We start from the raw sequence: 20,613 nt of genomic DNA, 5'->3' as shown, positions 1-20,613 counted from the left end.
ACCGCTGCCGGCCGCGGCGCGGGGGTCGACTGCTCCTGGCGCGGAGCAGGTCGCTGCTGCGGCGCGACCTCCTGGCGAGGCGCGGGGCCGCCGTTCTCGAAGCCGGCGGCGATGACGGTCACGCGGACCTCGTCGCCCAGGGCGTCGTCGATGACGGAGCCGAAGATGATGTTCGCGTCGGGGTGCGCGGCCTCCTGGACCAGACGGGCCGCCTCGGAGACCTCGTACAGGCCGAGGTCGCTGCCGCCCTGGATGGACAGCAGCACGCCGTAGGCGCCGTCGATCGAGGCCTCGAGCAGCGGGCTGGAGACGGCGAGCTCCGCCGCCTGGAGGGCGCGGTCCTCCCCGCGCGCCGACCCGATGCCCATCAGGGCGCTGCCGGCGCCCTGCATCACGGACTTGACGTCCGCGAAGTCGAGGTTGATCAGGCCTGGTGTGGTGATCAGATCCGTGATGCCCTGCACACCGGACAGGAGCACCTGGTCGGCGCTCTTGAAGGCGTCGAGCATCGAGACCTGCTTGTCCGCGATGGACAGCAGGCGATCGTTCGGGATCACGATGAGGGTGTCGACCTCGGCCTGCAGCGAGGCGATGCCGGACTCGGCCTGGGTCGAGCGGCGCCGGCCCTCGAAGGTGAAGGGACGGGTGACCACGCCGATGGTCAGCGCGCCGAGGCTGCGAGCGATCTTGGCGACGACGGGTGCGCCACCGGTGCCGGTGCCGCCGCCCTCGCCGGCCGTCACGAAGACCATGTCGGCCCCGCGGAGGACCTCCTCGATCTCCTCGGCGTGATCCTCGGTGGCGCGCTTGCCGACCTCGGGGTCGGCGCCGGCGCCGAGACCACGGGTGATCTCCTTGCCGACGTCGAGCTTGACGTCGGCGTCGGACATCAGCAGCGCCTGGGCATCGGTGTTGATCGCGATGAACTCGACGCCCTTGAGTCCGGACTCGATCATGCGGTTGACAGCATTGACACCTCCGCCGCCGACGCCGACGACCTTGATGACTGCTAGGGAGATCTGGGTTCCGGCCACGTTTGGGGTCCTTGCTCTTGTCGTTCTCCTGCGAAAGGGGCCTGCGTCGCGCCTGGTCGCCGACTGCCGAAACCCTCAACCTCGTCTCGAGGTTCAGACTTCGGGGCTCCCCTTCTTTCCTTTGACGCTAGGGACGTGGGCATCCCTACGCAAACACCGAGGGCGCGTGTCGGCCTCGGAGCGCGGAAAGGAGGATGATCCGTGCTGCCGCCCACGTCACCGGTGGGTTCACCGGCGTGTCACCGCGTGACGGGAGCCACCGGTGAGGAGACGTCGATCTCGGAGCCGGGCTGGTCGAGCAGCGCCTCGACCACCTCCGCCTTGAGCTCGGCATCGGCCGAGTCTCCCCAGACCACGGACTTGGTGCCGCCGTCCTCGAGCGTGAGCACGAGGTTCACGTCGCTCGCGCTCGAGGCCGTCGCCTCCTTCACGGAACCGCGCAGCGAGTCGGGGATGTTCGCCAGGACCTCGCGCATGGCCGTCGCTGCTCCCTCCGGATCGATCGCGCCGGGCTCGACGGTCAGCGGCACGAGGGTCTCCCCCTCCGCCGCGGCCTCGGGGAGCTCCTCGCCCTCCGCACCGATCACGACGGTGGAGCCGTCGGTGGTGGTGAGCAGACCGACCGGAGTCGATTCGGTGACCGTCACCTCGACGCCATCGGGCCAGTTGCGCTCCACCTGGACGTCGTGGACCCCGGGGACGTCGGAGACGCGTTCGGCGATGTCCGCGGTGGGCAGCAGCACCATGCTGTCCCCGACATCCGAGGAGACGGCGCCGCGCACCTCGTCCTCGTCGACGTAGCCGAGACCGGAGACCGAGATCTCCCGGAGCTGCAGCGCCGGCAGGAAGATCGCGGTGACGGCGAGCGCCACCAGGACCGCCACGACGCCCGCCGCGACCGCGAGTATCAGGCGTCGGCGTCGCCGCCAGGGTCGCCCCGCCACGAGCTCGCGGAAACGACCTGCGGCGTGGACCACGCGCCGCCGCGCGCGCGGTGCCTCCCGTGGGGCGTCGTCGTGGACGCGCCGTCGACAGCGCGCCGCGGTCGGCGGGGCGGACGGACGAGGAGAGGGGGCCGACACAGTGGAGCCGATCCTCGAGGCGGGACGGGGGTTCGGGGAGGTCCCCCGGGCTCGCGGGCGGCGGCGGACGGGCGGGACGCGCTGCCCGCGGCGCCGCAGCATCTGCGGACGCAGCACCGGCGACGCTGCCGGCGCGCGACGCAGGACGCCTCGCAGGCGCGCGCCGACGAGCGGTCGGTGCGGACGGTGCGGACCGCGCCGACCGCGGCCGGGCGGCGCGGCCGGCATCGGCGGGCGCGCGTCCCCGGCGAGCGCGCGGGGGGCGGCGGCTCCGGGTGGGCGGGCGCGTGCCATCAGGCCTGCCCCGCTGCAGTGCCGAGCGCGGTGAGCACGGCGGGAGTGGTCTCCACGATGTCCCCGGCACCGAGCATGAGCACCATATCCCCGTCGCGGGCCTGCTCGGACACGCGGACGGACACGGAATCGTCCGCGTCGAGGGGCTGGACGCTGCCGCCCGGCAGCTGGCCGGTGATGGTCCGGGCGTCCACGCTCGGGTCCGGATCCTCCCGGGCGGCGTACACGGGCAGCACCCAGGCGAGATCGGCGGCGGAGAGCGCCGAGGCGAACTCGGAGGCGAAGCTGCGCGTGCGGGAGAACAGGTGCGGCTGGAAGACCACGAGGACGCGTCCCCCCTGGCCCTGGCTCTCGACGATGCCCCGGGCGGCGGCGATCGTCGCAGAGACTTCGCGCGGGTGATGGGCGTAGTCGTCGACCACCGTCACACCGCTCACGGTGCCGGCGACGTCGAAGCGGCGAGAGGCGCCCGTGAACACCGACAGCCCCGCGGCGAGCGCGGAGAGCTCGGCGTCAGGCACGGCAGCGGAGGCTGCGGCCAGGGCGCCGAGCGCGTTGAGCACGTTGTGGTGCCCCGCCACCGAGAGCGTCGTGGAGAGCCGGCCGTGCGGAGTCCCGATCTCGAGCCGGGTGCCGCCGGCGGACCCCTCCTCGACGAGCACGCGCCAGTCGGCGCCGGCCTCGGCACCGTAGGTGGTCACGAGGACGCCGTGCTGCGCGGCGCGCTCCCCCAGGGCGCGGGCCCCGGGATCGTCGCGGCACACCACGAGATGGCCGTCGGGGACGATCTGTCCGATCAGCGCATCGAACCCGGCGGTGAGGGTCCGCTCGTCCCCGTGGAAATCGAGGTGATCGGGCTCGAGGTTCGTGACCACGAGGGAGGTCGGGGCGAAGGCGAGGAAGGAGCCGTCGGACTCGTCGGCCTCGATCACCGCCGCCGCCGCGCGGTCGGCCGCCTCCGTCTCATGCCCGGCCGAGGGGGTGGGGTCAGCGCGGAAGCCCGCATTGCGGCCGAGATCCGGGACGGCCGCTCCGAGCGCCCACGCCGGATCGAGTCCCGCACCCCGCAGCGCCATGACGGCCATGCCGGTGGTCGAGGTCTTGCCGTGGGTGCCGGCCACGGCCACCAGCTCCCGCCCCGCGAGCAGGCCGGCCAGGGCCGCTGCGCGGTGGACGACGGGGACGCCGCGCTCGCGGGCGGCGATCACCTCCGGATTGTCTGCTCGCACCGCCGTGGAGACGACGACCACGTCGACATCATCGGCCAGCAGCGTCGCGTCGAAGCCGATGCCGATGCGGGCGCCGGCCGCGCGCAGCGGGGCGATGAACTGGCCGTCCTGGGAATCCGAGCCGCTCACGGCCAGGCCCGCCTCGAGCGCGAGGCGGGCGACCGCGGACATGCCTGCGCCGCCGATGCGCACGACGTGCACCGAGCGCACCGGGCCGCCCGACGGCCAGCCGGCCTGGGTGATGACCGTGCCGGGGTGCAGGATCGTGCGGGGGGCGGGCTGGTGCGAGGGGCCGTTCGAGGCGGCGGCTGAGGTCATGGTGTCACCGTAGTCGGGTCGCCGGGACAGCCGGGTCAGGCTCGGCGTGCGACGCCGGTCACGACGTCGGCCAGCACCTCGGCGGCATCGGCGATGCCGAAGGCCCGCGCGGCATCGGCCATCGCGCCCAGGCGCGTCGGGTCCTGGAGCAGCGGGAGCACCTGGCCCCGGAGATGGGCGGCGTCGAGCTCGGCGTCGGGCACCATCTGCGCACCGCCCGCGGCGACGACCTCCTGCCCGTTCAGCGCCTGCTCGCCGTTCCCGATCGGCAGCGGGACGAGCACCGCGGGCAAGCCCACGGCGGTGAGCTCGCTGACGGTGCCGGCGCCGGAGCGGGTCAGGGCCAGGTCCGCGGCGGCGTAGGCGTCCTCCATCGCGCTCACGTACTCCACCACACGGTATCCGGGGATCTCCGTGATCCCCTCGGACTTGCCGCGACCGGTCACGTGCAGGATCTGCACGTCCGCCGCAGTGAAGCTCGCCGCCGCCTCGGTCACCGCGGTGTTCAGTCGCAGCGCACCCAGCGAGCCGCCCGTGGCCAGCAGCACCGGACGCTCGGGATCGAGTCCGAAGCCGGCGATGGCGTCGGCACGGCGCGCCGCACGGTCCAGGTGCGCGATGCCGTCGCGCATGGGCATTCCGATGCGTCGCGCACCCGGCAGGGTCGAGCCGTCGAAGGCGGTGAGCACGGCGGCCGCGCGTCGCGCCCCGAGCCTGTTGGCCATTCCCGGCCGGCGGTTCGCCTCGTGGACCACCACGGGGAGGCGGGCGGAGAACGCCGCGAGATAGGCGGGAGGGCAGACATATCCGCCGAAGCCGGCGACCACGTCGATCTCCCGCTCGCGCAGGATCCCGCGCACCTCGCGGAGGGTGCCGACGAATCGGACCGGGAAGCGCAGTGCCGCCCCGTCGGGGCGACGGGGGAAGGGGACCTTGTCGATCGTGAGCAGCTCGAAGCCGGCGGCCGGGACGAGATCGGCCTCGAGCCCGTCGGGAGTGCCGAGCACGAGCACCTCGGCGTCGGGGGTGCGCTGCACGATCTGCGCAGCGGTGGCCAGCAGCGGCGAGACGTGCCCGGCGCTGCCGCCTCCGGCCAGGAGGATGCGGGGCGGCGTCGTGGTGGTCATCGGGTCCTTCGGGATGTGGGGCGCTCGGCGGCGCGGCGCGACGTGCGGGAGGTGCGGGTCGTGCCCGATCGGGTGGAGGCGCCGGAGCTGCGGGACGCGTCGGCCCCGCGGGAGGCCCGGGAGCTGCTCGGGCGCGACCGCCCCGAGCCGGAGCTCGATGTCGCATCGCGCGGGGCGGGATGCACGCTGATCGAACGACGCACCGAGGCCATCCTCGCGGTGATGGCCTCCGGGGCGCCGGGCTCCCGGCGCGCGAACGACATCAGCACGCCGAGCGCGGCCATCGACGCGAGCAGGGCGGAGCCGCCCGAGGAGATGAAGGGCAGGGGCACGCCGATCACCGGCAGCAGGCCGGTCACGACCATCATGTTCACGAAGGCCTGACCCAGCAGCCAGGCGCTGATGCCGGCGATGGTGATCTGCATGAAGTGATCGTCGATCCGGGTGATCATGCGGAACATTATCAGCGCCAGCAGGCCGAAGAGGGCGAGGACGCCGAGGGTGCCGATGAGCCCGAGCTCCTCACCGATGATGGCGAAGATGTAGTCGTCCTCCGCAGCGGGCAGGCGCCCCCACTTCTGGCGCGACTCGCCGAGGCCCACTCCCCACCATCCGCCTTCCGCGAGACCCATGAGGCCCTGATCGGCCTGGTAGCAGGAGTCGCCCTCGCAGATCCCGTGGAACCAGTTGCCGATGCGGGCCATGCGGTTCGCGCTGCTCACCGTGAGCCCGATGATGCCGAGGAGGCCCGCGGTGCCCGCGATCATGAACCAGCGCCGGGGGACGCCGGCGACCCACACGGCTCCGGCGACGAGCATGGCCATGATCATCATGGTGCCGAGGTCGTGCCCCAGCATCACCAGACCGAGGGCGAGGAGCGCTCCGGGGATCAGGGGGAAGAGCAGGTGCCCCGGCTTGTGCAGGAGCGGCCTCTTGGTGGCCAGCAGGGCTCCCAGCCAGACGGCGAGCGCCAGTTTGAGGAACTCCGAGGGCTGGAGGGTCTGCCCGGCGATGCGGACCCAGTTCTGGTTGCCGTCCGCCGCCACGCCCAGGCCGGGGACGAACACCAGGCACTGGAGCGCGACGCCGAGGCCGAGCAGGGGCCAGGCCGCACGCCGGTAGAAGCCTGGCGGCATCACCGCCGCGACGACGAGCAGCACCAGACCCATGACGGCGAACGTGCCCTGGCGGAACAGGCCGGCGTAGCCGGAGTTGCCGCGGGAGATGTTCAGCACCGCTGAGGAGGACAGCACCATGACCAGACCCAGGCTGACGAGCAGGGCTCCGATCACGACGAGCGCATAGAAGTCCAGGGCCGGCGATCTGAGCCAGGAGCCGACGCCGTCGCGCACTCGGGAGCCGATGTTGCCGAGAGGCTGGTCATCTTCAGGGCGGACGACATCGGTGGACCGACGGGGGCCCCGGCGGGTGTCCTCGATCGTCATGTGTGCGCTCCTGGCAGTCGGCTGACGGCCGCCGCGAACAGATCCCCCCGTTCCGCGTAGTCACGGAACTGGTCCATGGAGGCGGCTGCCGGTGCCAGCAGCACCACATCCCCTGCCGTGGCGAGGGATCGTGCGGCCTGCACCGCCTGCTCCATGAGTCGGGAACGTCCGGCGACGTCCACAGTGTCACCCGGATCGATGCGGCGGACGGGGACCTCGGGGGCGTGTCGGTCCAACGCGGAGGTGAAGGGTTCGGGGTCCTCGCCCAGCAGGACCACGCCGACCAGCCGGTCGTGACTGGCCTCGACCAGCTGGCTGATGTCGGCTCCCTTGGTGAGCCCGCCGGCGATCCAGACGATCCGCTCTGCGGTGCGCAGGGAGGCGGCGGCGGCGGCCGGGTTGGTGGCCTTGGTGTCGTCGACGTAGGAGACCCCGTCGACGGTAGCGAGCTGCTGGGCGCGGTGGGCCCCCAGGCGGTAGGCCCGCAGTCCGTCGCGCACAGCGTGCGCCGGGACCCCGTGGGCCCGGGCGAGCGCAGCGGCGGCGAGGGCGTCGAGCACGATGTGCGGGCCCGCGCCGTGCGGCCCCAGGTGGGCGAGGTCCTCGAGGCTCGCGAGCTCGGCGGCGGCCGTGCGGCGCTCGTCGAGGAACGCGCGGTCCGCGAGCAGGCCGTCGATGACTCCGACCTCCGAGAGTGCCGGAGCGACCAGGGAGATGCCGACGGCGCGGGCGCCCTCGACGACGTCCGCCTCCTCGACCAGACGCCGGGTGGCCTCGTCGGCGACGTTGTAGATGCAGGCGCGGTGGACACCCTCGAAGATGCGGCCCTTGGCGCGGGCGTACTGTGCGGCGCCGCCGTGCCAGTCCAGATGGTCGGCGCTGATGTTCAGCACGGCCGCGGCCTCGCAGTCCAGGTGCTCGGTCCAGTGCAGCTGGAAGCTGGAGAGCTCGAGGGCGAGCACGTCGAAGCCCTCGGGGTCCAAGGCCGCCTCGATCACGGGCAGACCCACGTTCCCGCAGGCGACAGCCCGCAGGCCGGCATGCTGGAGGATCGATTCGAGCATGGTGACGGCGGTGGTCTTGCCGTTTGTCCCGGTGACGGCGAGCCACTGGGGGCCGTCGGAGGCCTGCATGCGGCGCGCGAGCTCCACCTCGCTCCACACCGGGATCCCGGCCTGCGCGGCGGCGGCCAGGAGCGGCTGATCCGGGCGCCAGCCCGGGGAGGTGATCACCAGGTCGATCTCTCGGTCTGCGGGCAGGGAGAGGGTGTGCTCCTCGCCCAGGCGCACCTCGACCCCGAGGACCTCGAGGACGGTGGTGCGCTCGCGGATCTCCGGGGTGTCGGAGCCGTCGACCACGAGGACGCGGGCACCGCGCTGCATGGTCTGATCGGCGACGGCATAGCCGGAGACGCCGAACCCGGCGACCAGGATGCGAAGTCCCGAGACGTCCAGCCCCGGCCAGGGCAGGTGCTCGACGTCGATGCGGCCCGGGCCCCGGGGGGCGGAGGCGGTCATGAGGTGAGCCTCGGCAGCGCATCGAGGTAGAACACGCCCAGGCCGAGGCCGGCGAGCACGCCGGCGACGATCCAGAAGCGCACCACGATGGTGACCTCGTTCCAGCCCTTGAGCTCGAAGTGGTGCTGCAGCGGTGCCATCCGGAACACGCGCTTGCCGGTGAGCTTGAAGCTCCCCACCTGGATGATCACCGACAGCGAGATGACCACGAACAGGCCGCCGATGATCGCGCCGAGCACTTCGGTGCGGGTGACGATGGTCAGTCCGGCGATCGCGCCGCCGAGGGCGAGGGAACCGGTATCGCCCATGAAGATCTTCGCGGGCGAGGTGTTCCACCACAGGAAGCCGACGCAGGCACCGATGATCGCCGCGCACAGCACGGCCGCATCCAGCGGGTCGCGGGTGTCGTAGCAGTGCACCAGGCCGCCGGCGTCGAGGTCCACGTTGCACACCTGGCGCCACTGCCAGAAGGCGATCACCAGGTAGGTGGCGGTGAAGATGATGGTCGCGCCGCTGGCGAGGCCGTCGAGGCCGTCGGTGAGGTTCACGCCGTTGGACCAGGCGGCGACCAGGAAGTTGGCCCAGATCGCGAAGAGGACGAAACCGACGATGGTGCCGCCGAACGCGAGGTCCAGCCACGGGATGTCGCGCACGAAGGAGATCTTCGTGGAGGCCGGAGCACTGCCGCTGCCGTCCGGGAACAGCAGGGCGAGCACGGCGAAGGCCGTGGCGACCAGGAACTGTCCCAGCAGCTTCGCGCGCGGGCGCAGACCCAGGCTGCGCTGCTGCGAGATCTTCAGGTAGTCGTCGAGGAACCCGACCACCCCGAGACCGACCATGAGGAACAGCACCAGCAGGACCGAGATGCTGGGAGACGTCAGCAGGAAGAGGTGGGAGAGCCCGTAGCCGAGCACGGTCGCCAGGATGATCGCGACGCCGCCCATGGTGGGCGTGCCGCGCTTGGTGGCGTGCGAGGTGGGGCCGTCGTCCCGGATGAACTGCCCGTAGCTCTTGCGCACCAGCAGCTTGATGAACAGCGGGGTGCCGACGATGGACAGCAGGAAGGCGGCGGCTCCCGCGATGATGATCGCGATCATGCGTCGTCTCCTCCGTGGGGCGGGTGCTCGGGGCGAGCAGCATCCGGACGGTCCAGGTGCTCGATCAGTGGGCCGGCGATCTGCCGGAGGCCGGAGTCGCGCGAGGACTTCAGCAGCACGACGTCACCGGGCACCACGGTCCGTTCTAGCACAGCGAGCGCGTCGTCGACCGTGTCGAGATATTCCGACTCCCCGCCGAAGCTGCCCTCGAGGCTCGCACCGTGGTGGATGGGTGCCGCCCCGTCGCCGACCACGTAGAGCTGGCTGATGTTCAACCGCACCACGAGGCGACCGATCTCGTCGTGCAGCCGCACGGTGTCGGGCCCCATCTCCAGCATCTCGCCGAGCACCGCGATGGTGCGATGGCCCCGGCCGAGATGCGCGAGGGTCTTCAGCGCCTGGCGCATCGAGTCGGGGTTGGCGTTGTAGGCGTCGTTGATGACGAGCGCACCGCCGGCGCGCAGCGCCTCCATGCGCTGTCCGGAGGCGAGCTTCGCGCCCTCGAGGGCGTGCGCCGCAGCAGCCGGGTCGACGCCCGCGCTGACGGCGGCCGCCAGGGCTGCCAGGGCATTGGCAGCCTGATGCTCGCCGAGCAGGTCGGGCCGCACCGGGAAGCGACCGGCCGGAACGGCCCCGCCGCGCAGCGTGGTCACGCCCTCGGGCACGGCCAGGGTGAAGCTCACGCGGGCGTCGTCGTCCAGGGCTAGATCCTCGCCGCGCAGGTCGCCGGTGGTGATTCCCCAGCTGAGCACGGGGGCGGCGCTGCGGTCGGCCATGCCGAGCACGAGGCGGTCCTCGGCGTTCAGGATCGCGCGGCCATCGGAGGTGAGCGCGTCGACCAGCTCCCCCTTCGCCTGCGCGATCGCCTCGACGCTCCCGAACTCGCCGAGGTGGGCGCTGCCCACGTTCAGCACGAGGGCGACATCGGGACGGGCGACGTCGGTGAGCTGGGCGATGTGGCCGACCCCCCGTGCGCCCATCTCGAGGACGAGGAAGCGGGTGGTGGCGACCAGGCGCAGCACGGTCAGCGGCAGACCGAGCTCGTTGTTCAGGGAGCCGACGGGGGCGATGGTCTCGCCCTGGGCTCGCAGGATGGTGCCGAGCAGGTCCTTGGCGCCGGTCTTGCCGGCACTGCCCGTGATCGCGAACACCGTGAGCTCCGGGTTCTCCCGCCGGGCGCGGGCCAGCTGTGCCCGGGCGAGGTCCCACAGGGCGGTGCGCACGTCGTCGACGAGGACCGCCGGACGGCCGAGATCGCGCGAGACGAGGGCGAGGGGAGCCCCGGACCCCTGCGCGGAGGCGACGTACTCGTGACCGTCGGTGTGCTCCCCGACGAAGGCGGCGAAGAGGTCGCCGCTCTCCACCCTCCGGGAGTCGATCCGAGCCGTCCCGGTGACGAGCTCGTCACCGGTCGCCCCACCCACGAGTCGGCCGCCGGTCAGTCCAGCGATCTCCCCAGCCGTGGTCTGCAGCATGGTCAGCGTTCTCCGTCCGTGTCGTCGGCGCCCGCGGGTCCGCGGCCGGTCAGCGCATCGCGCAGCCGGAGGCGGTCATCGAACGGATGGACGATACCGCCGATCTGCTGTCCGGTCTCGGCGCCCTTGCCGGCAACGAGGATGGTGTCGGACACGTCAGCGAGGGAAGCGGCCAGCTCGATCGCCGCGCCGCGCCCATCCACCTCGTGGACCTGCGCGTTCGTCGTCTCCGGGATGCCCGAGCGCACGGCGCGGCGGATCTCGGCGGGATCCTCCGTACGAGGGTTGTCATCCGTGATGATGACCACGTCCGCGAGGCGTGCGACGACTTCGCCCATCGCCGATCGCTTCGAGCGGTCACGGTCGCCTCCGGCGCCCATCACCACCAGCAGGCGACGGGTCCCGGGCACCGCGCGCAGGGTCACGAGCGCCTGCTCGAGGGCGTCGGCGGTGTGCGAGAAGTCCACGACCCCGCGCACCGGCGAGCTCGCGACGAGCTCCATCCTGCCCGGCACGGTGCCGGCCGCACCGAGCACGCGGGCGACCTCGGGGCCGGTGCGCCCGATGGCTGCCAGGAGCAGTTCCGCGGCGAGGGTGTTGGCGACGTAGTGGCGGCCCGGCAGCGCGGCGTGCAGGGAGCGGGGCCCCGCCGGTCCGTCCACCGTGAACGTGCTGCCGTACTCCTCCGCCCGGATGTCGCGGGCGCGATGGTCGGCCTCGATCCCGGGCAGCGTCGAGTAGGTCGTCACCGGCACGCTCGCCTCACGGGCCAGGCGTCGGCCCCATTCGTCATCCACGCAGACGATGCCGCGAACGGAATGGGCGGGGGTGAACAGCTCGCGCTTCGCCTCGTAGTAGGCCTCCATCGTGCCGTGGAAGTCGAGGTGGTCCTGGCTGAGGTTCGTGAAGCAGGCGACGTCGACGACGACCTCGTCGGCCCGATGCAGCACGAGCGCGTGGCTGGAGATCTCCATCGACGCGACCTGCACGCCGTCCTCGACCATGCGGGCGAGGATCCCGTGCAGCTCGGGCGACTCCGGAGTGGTGCGCACGGTGCCGATCCCGTGGGCGGCGCCGGCGGCGTCACGGTAGGCGGTGCCACTGGTGCCGACGACCCCGGCAGGCACGGCCAGCTCATCGAGCACGCGGGTGAGCACGGTCGTCACGGAGGTCTTCCCGTTGGTGCCGGTCACGCCGATCGTGCGCAGGCGCTCGGCCGGACGGCCCAGGACGAGCGCGGCCGCGGTCGCGGTCGCGCCACGGGGGTCCTCGACCACGAGCACGGGCAGGCCGGCATCGAGGCAGGCCCTCTCCCCCGCGCTGTCCGTGAGTGCGAGGACCGCACCGAGCGAACGCGCCTGCTCGGCGAACTGCGCACCGTGCGCATTCGCGCCGGGCAGCGCGCTCCAGAGGTCCCCTGGCCGGACGCTGCGGGAGTCGAGGGTGACCCCGGTCAGTCGCACGTCCTCGGCCGGCGCGGGGGCCCCGAGGGCGGCGGCGAGCTCCACCGCCCCCATGCCGAGGGGGTGGCGCGGACGTGCCGGCTCCGGAGTGGGTGTGCTCGTAGCGATCACCGCGTTGTTCACCATTCGTTCTCGAGTTCACGACCGGCCACGCCGGTCGGGGCGATGCCCTGGTTCTGCAGGGCGAAGGTCGTCAGCTCCGAGAAGGCCGGTGCCGCAGCACGGCTGCCGGAGATGAAGGTGTCGAGTCCGTACACGAACACCCCGACCACGAGATCCGGGTCGTCCGCCGGAGCGAAGCCGATGAAGGATGCCGTGTAGGTCTCCTTGCCGCCCTCCGCCGCCTGGGCCGTGCCGGTCTTGCCGGCGGTCGCGTAGCCGGTGACCGCGGCGCTGGAATCCTCATCGACGTCGTTGTCCATGAGAGCACGCATCGTCGCCGCGGTCTCGCTGGAGACGACGCGGGTGCTCTCGGGCTGGCCGAGGGGACGCAGCGTGCCGTCGGAGCCCTTCACCCCGGAGATCAGCGAGGGCTGGACCCTCACACCGTCGTTGGCGAACGTGCCCACCGCGGAGACCATCTGCAGGGCGTTCACGCTGTATCCCTGGCCGAAGGCCGTGGTGTACCGGGTACGGCCGGTCCAGTCCTCGGCGGGGTGCACGACGCCGGCCGACTCCGCGGGCAGCTGGACTCCCGTGGGCTCGCCGAGGCCGAAGGCTCGCAGATAGTCGTAGCGGACCTCCGGGCTGAGCTGCTCGGAGACCTGCACCGTGCCGACGTTGGAGCTGTTCTTCAGCACGCCCGCGAGCGTGAGCTTCTGATCGGGATGGTGGTGGGAGTCCTTGATCCGCTCCCCGTCGAAGTACATCTCGTAGGGGATCTCGTACTCCGACTCGGGGGTCGCGGTGCCCTCCTCGAGCGCGGTCGCCATGGTGAACAGCTTGCCGGTGGAGCCCGGCTCGAACACGTTGGAGATCGACCGGTTCCCGAGGAACTCGCTGCCGTCCTGCTTGATCTCGTTGGGGTCGTAGGACGGGTATTCCGCCATCGCGAGCACCTCGCCGGTGCTCGGCTTGAGCACGACGGCGCTGCCGCCTTCCGCTCCCCACTTGTCGACGGCGCCCGCGACGATCTGCTGCGCCTTCCACTGCAGGTCACGATCGACGGTCAGCACCAGGTCGCTGCCGTCGACGGCAGGAGTGGTCTGCTGCTTGCCGGTGGGGATGATCTGACCGCCCGCACCGCGCTCGTAGCTGGTCTCGCCGTCGGTGCCGCTGAGCTCGTCGTCGAAGGAGAGCTCGGTGCCGGCCAGCGCGGAGCCGTCCGCCCCGACGAAGCCGAGGATGTTCCCGCCGACCGAGCCGGCCGGGTAGATGCGGTCGGCGACGCGATCGGCGCCGATCCCGGGGATCTTCAGCGCGAGCGCGGCGTCGCGCACCTTCGGCTCCACGTTCTTCTGCAGGTAGACGAAGCCGCGGTCACCGGTGAGGGCCTTCTCGGTGTCGCTGACGGACAGTCCGAGCACCGGGGCCAGCTCCTGCGCGGCGGCGTCGATCCCCGTGACCTCGGCGTCCTTCGACCCCTTGCGGTACTGGTCCACCTGGAGCTGGTTGACCCACAGGTCATAGCGCTCCACCGAGTGGGCCATCGTGGTGCTGTTGCGATCCAGGATGTCGCCGCGCAGCGCTGGAATGTCTCGAGTGACCGTGCGCTGGGCGACGGCCTCCTGGGCACGGGCGCTCGCGTCGAGACCCTGCACCCAGATCAGGCGCCCGGACAGCAGCAGCACCCCCACCATGATCATGCAGATCAGGAGGCGGTGGCGGACCGCGGGTGCACCGACCCGAGCGCGAGGGACGCGGAGCATCGGTGCGCCGGTGCGCGGTCGGCGGCTGCCGGTGGTACGGGTCGAGCGTGACCGGGCCATGGTCAGACTCCCTCGTTGCCCATGCCGTGGTAGGTCGTGGGCTGGTCGTAGATCTGAGCCGGCGGGACGGCGACCTCTGCGGGCACGTCTGCCAGCTCCGGATTGACCTCAGTCTGCGCTGTCGGAGACGTCTCTCCGATGACCTCGCCCGTGTCGAGGTCGATATATGCCGGATCAGTGACGGGAACCATCCCGATCTCGCGCGCCTGGCGCTCGAGCTCCTGCGGCGTGCCCAGACGCTCGTCGGTCTCGACCAGCGCCTGCTTCTCCTCGGTCAGACGCTGCGACTGGCTCTGGAGACGAGTGATCTCGTAGCTCGTGTCGGACATCTGGATGTTCAGGTACAGCAGCGCTGCGAGGGTCGCGGTCACGATGAGCGTGCACAGGATCGTGAACGGCATCGAGCTGCCGCTGGTCTTCGGCGCCGCGACGACGGTCAGCCGCGGCCGGGCGGTGGGTGCGGTGCGCGGCCCGCGGACCGGACGGACCGCGGGGGCGTGAACGGCGGACGTGCTGGCCATCTCAGTGAGCTCTCTCGGCGAGTCGGGTACGGGTCAGGGCGCGCAGGCGGACCGAGGCGGCGCGGGTGTTGGTGCCCCGCTCTGCCTCGTCGGCCTGCAGGGCGCCGCGGACGATCGGGGAGAACGTCGGCTTGTGCTCCTCGAGCTCGACCGGCAGTCCCGGAGGCGCCGAGGATCTGGTGCGGCGGGCGAACGCGGTCTTGACCAGACGGTCCTCGCCGGAGTGGTAGGACTCCACGACGATGCGGCCGCCCACGTGCAGGCAGTCGAGGGCCGACTCGATCGCGGAGGCGAGGATCTCGAGCTCCTCGTTGACGGCGATCCGCAGAGCCTGGAAGGTCCGCTTGGCGGGATGCCCGCCGCTCGCCTTCGAGGAGTTCGGGATCGCCGAGTCCAGCAGCGCAACGAGCTCGCCGCTGCGGGTCAGCGGGACGGTCTCGCGCTGCGCGACGATGCGGCGGGCGATCCGACGGGCGAAGCGCTCGTCACCGAGGTCGTGGAGGATGCGGGAGATCTCCGCCTCCGGCAGGTCCCGCAGAAGGTCCGCGGCGGTGGGCCCGCCCGAGGCGGTGTCCATGCGCATGTCCAACGGGGCGTCCACGGAGTAGGAGAAGCCGCGGTCGGCGGTGTCGATCTGGAAGCTCGACAGACCGAGGTCCATCATCACGCCGTGCGCGCCGGGCAGGCCGAGCTCCTCGAGCACCTCGGGGATCTCGTCGTAGGTCGCGTGGACCAGAGTGACGCGATCGCCGACGCCCTCGCGGTCCAGGCGCTCCCGTGCCAGCTCGAGCGCAGCGCTGTCGCGGTCGATGCCGACCAGGCGAGCCTGAGGTGCGGCACGCAGCACGGCGGTGGCGTGACCCCCCATGCCGAGTGTCGCGTCGACGTAGATCGATCCCGGCTCCTGGAGTGCCGGGGCGAGCAGCTCGACGGAGGTGCCGAGGAGGACGGGCACATGCCGATCCTCTGCCGGCCGGTCGTGCTGCGTCGGATCCATGTCGCCTCCCCTGGGTGGTTCGTGTGCTGTTCGTTCTGATCGGTCGTCCCGATCGGTGGGGTCCTGCCGGCTCCGCCTTCTGGTCGCGGTGCCGTCCTGCCAGATTCCTCGTCGTTCCCGACCCGCCACCGGGGAAGTTGCATCGGGGCGGGAACGACGAGAGGTCTCACAGGACGGAGATCCGTCGAGCCGAGCTCAGAACAGGCCCGGGACCACCTCCTCGGAGGTCTCGGCGAAGCCCTCCTCCTTCTGTTCGAGATAGGTCTCCCAAGCCGGGAGCGACCAGATCTCGAGCCGGTCCAGTGCGCCGATGACGGCGCACTCCCGGTCCAGATCCGCGTATCCACGCAGATGGCCCGGAATGGTGATGCGGCCCTGCTTGTCCGGGATGACGTCCTCCGCGCCGGAGAGCAGCACGCGCAGGTAGTCGCGTGTGCGCCGATCGGTGGTGGGCGCCCGACGGGCCTCCTCGAGCTTCTGGCGGAACTCGGCGAGCGGATACACGGCGATGCAGTGCTCCTGCCCACGAGTCATGACCAGTCCCGAAGCGAGCTCGTCACGGAACTTCGCCGGGAAGATCAGGCGCCCCTTGTCGTCGAGCTTGGGCGTGAAGGTGCCGAGGAACATCCAGGCCCTCCTTCACTCGCCGAGACTCGCGACTGGAAACCATCTCCTCCCAACGCGCCCCACTTTACCCCACTACTCCCCACCTTTCACTACTGATTCCCCCGATCTGCCCCGCATGCCGTACGTCACTGCAGGTCAACGGCGGGGAGGGAGGTGGAGGGAATCTGCGTGCGGCGCGTCGATCCGGCCTCTGCACAGCGCTCCGACAGGGCTGTTCCCGCTGCGCACCATCGATGACCAGACAGCATGTGAGCAGGTCAGAGCCCCTTGCTGCTCAGGCGAGGTGCTGCCGGAGTGCAAGTGGAGCGAAAGGGAGGGCCCGCGTGGAGCGAAGTGGGGAATGGAGCGGATCACGACAGCCCGGGCCGCCGTGACGGGCCTGCCGGAGCTCCTGCGAGGACGTCGTCGTGCGATCCTCGGAGAAGTCGGGGCCTGACCGCATGGTCGGAACACGGCCCCGGAGGGCACAGAGGGCACCGGGCCGAGTCGGCGAAGGCGACTGGGGATCACCGGGCCCGAGTCGGCGAAGGCGACTGGGGATCACCGGGCGCGGCCGCCGGGGCCCGAGGGCCGCTGCGCCCAGGGCCGACGGAAGCGACGTCCACGAGGAGCAGGACGACATGCAGAAGCCCCGGCTCTCTGAGCCGGGGCTTCGGTGTTCGTAGGCGGGAGAGGGAGGCTGCCGCGTCGCGTCAGCGCCGGGGGTCGTCCCCGGAGCGCTTCTCCCAGCGCTGCTCGAGCTTGCGCATGAACGTCCCGCCGTTGTCGTCGCGCGGCGCACTGGGACCCGTGCCCCCGCCGCCGTCGTCCGGCCCCTCCTGCGAGGAGGAGTTCGGAGTGGTCACTGCGTACACCGCGCCGGCGAGCATCCCCAGGAAGGCGATGACCCCCAGCCAGACGGCCGGCAGCGAGACGGCCAGCACGAGGACACCAAGGCCCACGAGGACTCCCCCGAGGCCGATGATGACCCGACGACCACTGCGCCGCGAGTTCTTCGTCGGCGCGAAAGCTCGTGCGAGGTGCGGATCGTCGGCGAACAGCTGACGTTCCATCTCGTCGAGCATCTTCTGCTCGTGTTCAGACAGCGGCATGGTCCCGCTCCTTGTCCCCGGTCCTCACGCGCCCTACCGGCGCCCGACCACCGATCGAGTTCCGTTGCCCTCATCGGCGGTTCACCCAGTTTAGAGCCAGTTCCTGGGGAATGGGAACACTCCGGGGAGAGCATCACGTCGAACGCCCCGCGCAGCGCACCGGACACGATGCCCCGACCGTGCGACGGCGGCTCTCCACGCTCTGTCTCACCCCGTCTCACGCGGGGACCCCCGCGATGCTCAGCGGCGATCGTGGCGGTCAGCGACCATCAGGGTCTTCCGTGCGCTGGGCCCCGTCGGACGCCGGGCCCAGGGTGGAGCCGCGGCTGAGGCTCGCGGCGCCGAAACGACTCGTCGCCTGGTCCATCGCCGTCTCCAGATCCCTCCACAGCGTCGAGCGCGAAGCCAGCTCGTGCTGGACCGGCGCGGTGCCCGAGGACTCGAGATGGGTGACGCGCACTCCGGCGAGACGGATCCGTCGCAGCCGATGCCGCTCGCGCTCCCACAGTGCGACCACGTGCTCCCGCAGACGCTCCCCGCTCGCGGTGGGCTGGTCCAGCGTCGAGGAACGAGTGATGGTGGTGCCGTCAGGGCTGCGCAGCTTGAGCACGACAGTGCGTGCGACGGTCCCCTCCTGGCGCAGCTGCCGAGCGACGTCGTCGGCCATCATCGTGATTCGGCGACGCACCTCGTCGCCGTCCGTGAGGTCCTCGTCCCAGGTGCGCTCGGTCCCCAGCGACCTCTCGCGCACCTGACGTCCCAGCCCTGTGCGATCGCTGCCCTCAGCGAGCCGACGGATCTCCGGAGCACGAGGACCGAGCACCCGCGCCAGCGCATTCGGCGGGATGTCACGGATCTCCCCGATCCGGTGCACCCCGATCTTCTCCAGCGCGGCGACGGCCTTGGGGCCGATCCCGGACACAGCGGAGACGGGCAGCGGAGCCAGGAACTCCGCGGTGCCGGCCGCCGGGACGATCAGCTGCCCGTCGGGCTTCGCGTGCGCGGAGGCGATCTTGGCCACGGCGCGAGAGACCGATCCCCCCACTGAGCTGGGAAGTCCAAGCTCGTCGCGGATTCGCCGGCGCAGCAGAGCGGCGATCTGCTCCGGTTCCCCGAAGAGCCGACGGGCCCCGCGGACGTCGAGGAAGGCCTCGTCGATGCTGAGCTGTTCGACGTCCGCGACGACGGAGTTCAGGATCGTCATCACCTGCGCCGAGATCATCCGGTAGTGGTCACCGCGCGGGGGGACGATGAGGAGATCCGGGGCGAGACGCCGGGCAGTCGCCATCGGCATCGCCGAGCGGATGCCGCGCGTCCGGGCCGGGTAGCTGGCGGCGGCCACGACTCCGCGTGCGCCGGCGCCGCCGACGACGACGGGAAGTCCTCGCAGGCTCGGGTCGTCACGGATCTCCACCGAGGCGAAGAAGGCGTCCATGTCCAGATGGAGGATCCCGGGGATCTCCACCTGCTCCTGCGACCCGCCGTCGGCTCTCACGGGACCTCCTTCTGCTCCGAGCCGCACTGTACTCGGCCCCTCCGCAGGCCTCCGGGGTGCACCGCCGGGTCCATGAGAGCTGTTCGTGGCCGGACTCCGCGGCGTCCGACGCACGGGGTCGTGCGGGCGGGCTCGCCTGGCCGGGAGCTCGGGTGTCGGGCCGTCGGACCCCTCGGAATCCGCGGAGCCTTCGGAATCCGCGGAATTCTCGGAGTCAGCCCGCCAGCGCAGTCATGGAATCTGGCAGGTCGCTGAGCAGCCTCTCGGAGACGCTCTGCAGGTGCTGCGCCGTCTGCTCGATGTGGTGCTGCAACAGGTGCGGATCGGGCTGCGCCGCGCTGTCACGGTCCAACCTCCCGCGCTCCGTCACGAACGGCGCGAGCTCGAGTGCGCGACGTGCGTCCTCCTCGTCGAGCCTTTCCAATGCGGTCCACACGTTCAGCGGCAGCTTCCGACGGCGATCGCGGTTCGCGCGGGCCACCAGGATGCCCGCGCCGCGCAGGGCGGCGCGGTGCACCAGCTCGAACGCCTCACGGGGGTCGTCCTCGAAGGAGGCTCGGCCGAGCTGGAGCAGTTGGCGGGCGCGCTCGAGATCGGCCTGGTCCTGATCCAGATGCGCCAGACGCAGGCGGATGCTGCGGGCGTCAGCGGGCAGCGAGGCGGCGCTCCCCCGGTGGCGGGATGTGGTGGTGTTCATCGCTGCTCCTCCTGTCCGATCTCCGCGGCGGGCCTCGGGTCCTCCCTGCCTGGTTCATGAACCGTAGGACCCGGCACTGACAGACGACGGGCCGCAGTGGTCGTGGTGGACGAGTGGGGCCTGGGGAGGAACGGTGGCCGATTCGGGCCCGTGTCGACGGACGCCCAGGTAAGTGCCCCGGCCGCAGAGGGCGGTCATCGGGCGCGGAGGGAGCGTGCCGTCTCCTAGAGTGGGCGGATGTCCCGCCGCGAGCGTGCGCGCCACGCCCCTTTCGAGCACCTCGGTCCGCTCGACGTCCACATCCCGATCTCCACCGGTACCGCACGTCTCACCCTGGAGAACGACGGTTCCGTGCTGCTCGACGTCAACGGGGTGCCGTCCTCGCACCTGCATCCGGATCCGGAGCATCTCGTCTTCGAGTACATGCGATGGATGCTGATCGCGATCGATCAGCATCTCGGCATCGATGCCGATGCGACGCCCCGGGACACGGGATCCGGCGCGCAGCTCGCGCATCTGGGCGGTGGGGGCTGTTCGCTGCCCCGGGCGATCGCTGCCCGGCGCCCCCGTTCCCGGCAGATCGTGGTCGAGCTCGATGAGCTCCTGGCCGATTCAGTGCGCGGCTGGTTCGATCTGCCTCGGTCCCCTCAGCTTCGGCTGCGGATCGAGGACGCTCTCAGCGCCCTGGTCTCCTGGCGCGACGATCGGTTCGACGTCCTGGTGCGCGATGTGTTCTCGGGGTCGCTGACGCCGCCGGAACTGATCACGCGGTCGGCCGCCGAGCATGCGGCCCGGGTGCTGAAGCCTGGGGGCCTCTACCTCGCCAACTGCGCGGCCCCTCCCGGAACCGGACTCATGGCTGACGAAGTCGCGACGCTCAGTGCGGTCTTCGCGCACGTCGGCGTGATCGCCGAGCCTGCCCACCTGTCCGGCAAACGACGGGGCAACTGCGTGCTCCTGGCCTCGGACCGTCCGCTGCCCGAGGGCATCGACCGCGACCTGCGCTCGGATGCCGTCTCCGTGCGCCTCGCCCGGAGCACGCAGGTCCAGGCGCTCGCGAGGGCAGGACGAGTGCTCGGCGGCTGAGCTCGGCAACGGCGACAACCTCCAGCTCCAGCTCCGACAGCCTCCCGCACCGTCCCACCGGCATCGCGTCGGTCGACACCTCCCCGTACG

The 20,613-nt window shown here is 71.5% G+C and carries 17 protein-coding genes; 1 reads left to right on the top strand and 16 read right to left on the bottom strand.

The window, feature by feature from the left end; all coding sequences use genetic code 11:
• From ftsZ to CIK81_RS15125, 16 genes are all read right to left on the bottom strand, one after another.
• Positions 1-1,034, bottom strand: a 1,034-nt coding sequence (ftsZ, locus tag CIK81_RS15200) for a cell division protein FtsZ (protein WP_114355855.1), incomplete at its 3' end; no start/stop codon positions are given.
• A 239-nt stretch (positions 1,035-1,273) separates the two neighbouring features.
• Positions 1,274-2,011, bottom strand: a complete 738-nt coding sequence (locus tag CIK81_RS15195) for a cell division protein FtsQ/DivIB (protein ID WP_241964204.1) — start codon at positions 2,009-2,011, stop codon at positions 1,274-1,276.
• A gap of 398 nt (positions 2,012-2,409) precedes the next feature.
• Positions 2,410-3,957 (bottom strand): UDP-N-acetylmuramate--L-alanine ligase, encoded by a 1,548-nt coding sequence (gene murC, locus CIK81_RS15190; RefSeq protein ID WP_096164100.1) that lies wholly within the window; start codon positions 3,955-3,957, stop codon positions 2,410-2,412.
• 35 nt (positions 3,958-3,992) lie between these two features.
• Positions 3,993-5,084 (bottom strand): undecaprenyldiphospho-muramoylpentapeptide beta-N-acetylglucosaminyltransferase, encoded by a 1,092-nt coding sequence (gene murG, locus CIK81_RS15185; protein WP_096164099.1) that lies wholly within the window; start codon positions 5,082-5,084, stop codon positions 3,993-3,995.
• Positions 5,081-6,529 (bottom strand): putative lipid II flippase FtsW, encoded by a 1,449-nt coding sequence (gene ftsW / locus CIK81_RS15180; RefSeq protein WP_096164098.1) that lies wholly within the window; start codon positions 6,527-6,529, stop codon positions 5,081-5,083. The genes murG and ftsW overlap by 4 nt, the downstream gene beginning before the upstream one ends.
• On the bottom strand, positions 6,526-8,046 hold the full coding sequence (murD, locus tag CIK81_RS15175) for a UDP-N-acetylmuramoyl-L-alanine--D-glutamate ligase (protein WP_096164097.1): 1,521 nt from the start codon (positions 8,044-8,046) through the stop codon (positions 6,526-6,528). The genes ftsW and murD overlap by 4 nt, the downstream gene beginning before the upstream one ends.
• Positions 8,043-9,143, bottom strand: coding sequence for a phospho-N-acetylmuramoyl-pentapeptide-transferase (mraY, locus tag CIK81_RS15170; RefSeq protein ID WP_096164096.1), 1,101 nt, complete (start codon positions 9,141-9,143; stop codon positions 8,043-8,045). The genes murD and mraY overlap by 4 nt, the downstream gene beginning before the upstream one ends.
• On the bottom strand, positions 9,140-10,618 hold the full coding sequence (murF, locus tag CIK81_RS15165; protein ID WP_096164095.1) for a UDP-N-acetylmuramoyl-tripeptide--D-alanyl-D-alanine ligase: 1,479 nt from the start codon (positions 10,616-10,618) through the stop codon (positions 9,140-9,142). Before murF ends, mraY begins: the two co-directional genes overlap by 4 nt.
• A 2-nt stretch (positions 10,619-10,620) precedes the next feature.
• Entirely contained in the window at positions 10,621-12,207 is a 1,587-nt protein-coding gene (locus tag CIK81_RS15160) for a UDP-N-acetylmuramoyl-L-alanyl-D-glutamate--2,6-diaminopimelate ligase (protein ID WP_096164094.1), read from the bottom strand.
• Entirely contained in the window at positions 12,201-14,009 is a 1,809-nt protein-coding gene (locus CIK81_RS15155; RefSeq protein WP_241964203.1) for a penicillin-binding protein 2, read from the bottom strand. Before CIK81_RS15155 ends, CIK81_RS15160 begins: the two co-directional genes overlap by 7 nt.
• A gap of 2 nt (positions 14,010-14,011) precedes the next feature.
• Positions 14,012-14,530, bottom strand: coding sequence for a hypothetical protein (locus CIK81_RS15150; RefSeq protein ID WP_096164093.1), 519 nt, complete (start codon positions 14,528-14,530; stop codon positions 14,012-14,014).
• Position 14,531: 1 nt separating this feature from the next.
• Positions 14,532-15,527 carry a 16S rRNA (cytosine(1402)-N(4))-methyltransferase RsmH gene (rsmH, locus tag CIK81_RS15145; RefSeq protein WP_096164092.1) on the bottom strand — a complete coding sequence of 332 codons (996 nt, stop codon included), beginning with the start codon at positions 15,525-15,527 and terminating at the stop codon, positions 14,532-14,534.
• A gap of 195 nt (positions 15,528-15,722) precedes the next feature.
• On the bottom strand, positions 15,723-16,154 hold the full coding sequence (gene mraZ / locus CIK81_RS15140) for a division/cell wall cluster transcriptional repressor MraZ (protein ID WP_076810555.1): 432 nt from the start codon (positions 16,152-16,154) through the stop codon (positions 15,723-15,725).
• Between the two features lie 692 nt (positions 16,155-16,846).
• Positions 16,847-17,245, bottom strand: a complete 399-nt coding sequence (locus tag CIK81_RS15135) for a DUF3040 domain-containing protein (protein WP_114305459.1) — start codon at positions 17,243-17,245, stop codon at positions 16,847-16,849.
• A gap of 259 nt (positions 17,246-17,504) precedes the next feature.
• On the bottom strand, positions 17,505-18,740 hold the full coding sequence (gene dinB / locus CIK81_RS15130) for a DNA polymerase IV (protein WP_114305460.1): 1,236 nt from the start codon (positions 18,738-18,740) through the stop codon (positions 17,505-17,507).
• Between the two features lie 214 nt (positions 18,741-18,954).
• Positions 18,955-19,437: an SAV_6107 family HEPN domain-containing protein gene (locus CIK81_RS15125; RefSeq protein WP_114305461.1), complete on the bottom strand. Its 483-nt coding sequence runs from the start codon at positions 19,435-19,437 to the stop codon at positions 18,955-18,957.
• A gap of 237 nt (positions 19,438-19,674) precedes the next feature.
• On the opposite strand from CIK81_RS15125, the gene CIK81_RS15120 reads away from it, so the two are divergent.
• Entirely contained in the window at positions 19,675-20,523 is an 849-nt protein-coding gene (locus CIK81_RS15120) for a spermidine synthase (protein WP_096164088.1), read from the top strand.
• Positions 20,524-20,613: the final 90 nt, after the last annotated feature.

The organism is Brachybacterium sp. JB7 (assembly GCF_003335205.1).
GTDB classification, from domain to species: domain Bacteria; phylum Actinomycetota; class Actinomycetes; order Actinomycetales; family Dermabacteraceae; genus Brachybacterium; species Brachybacterium alimentarium.
This window is presented reverse-complemented; position numbering and strand designations above follow the sequence as displayed.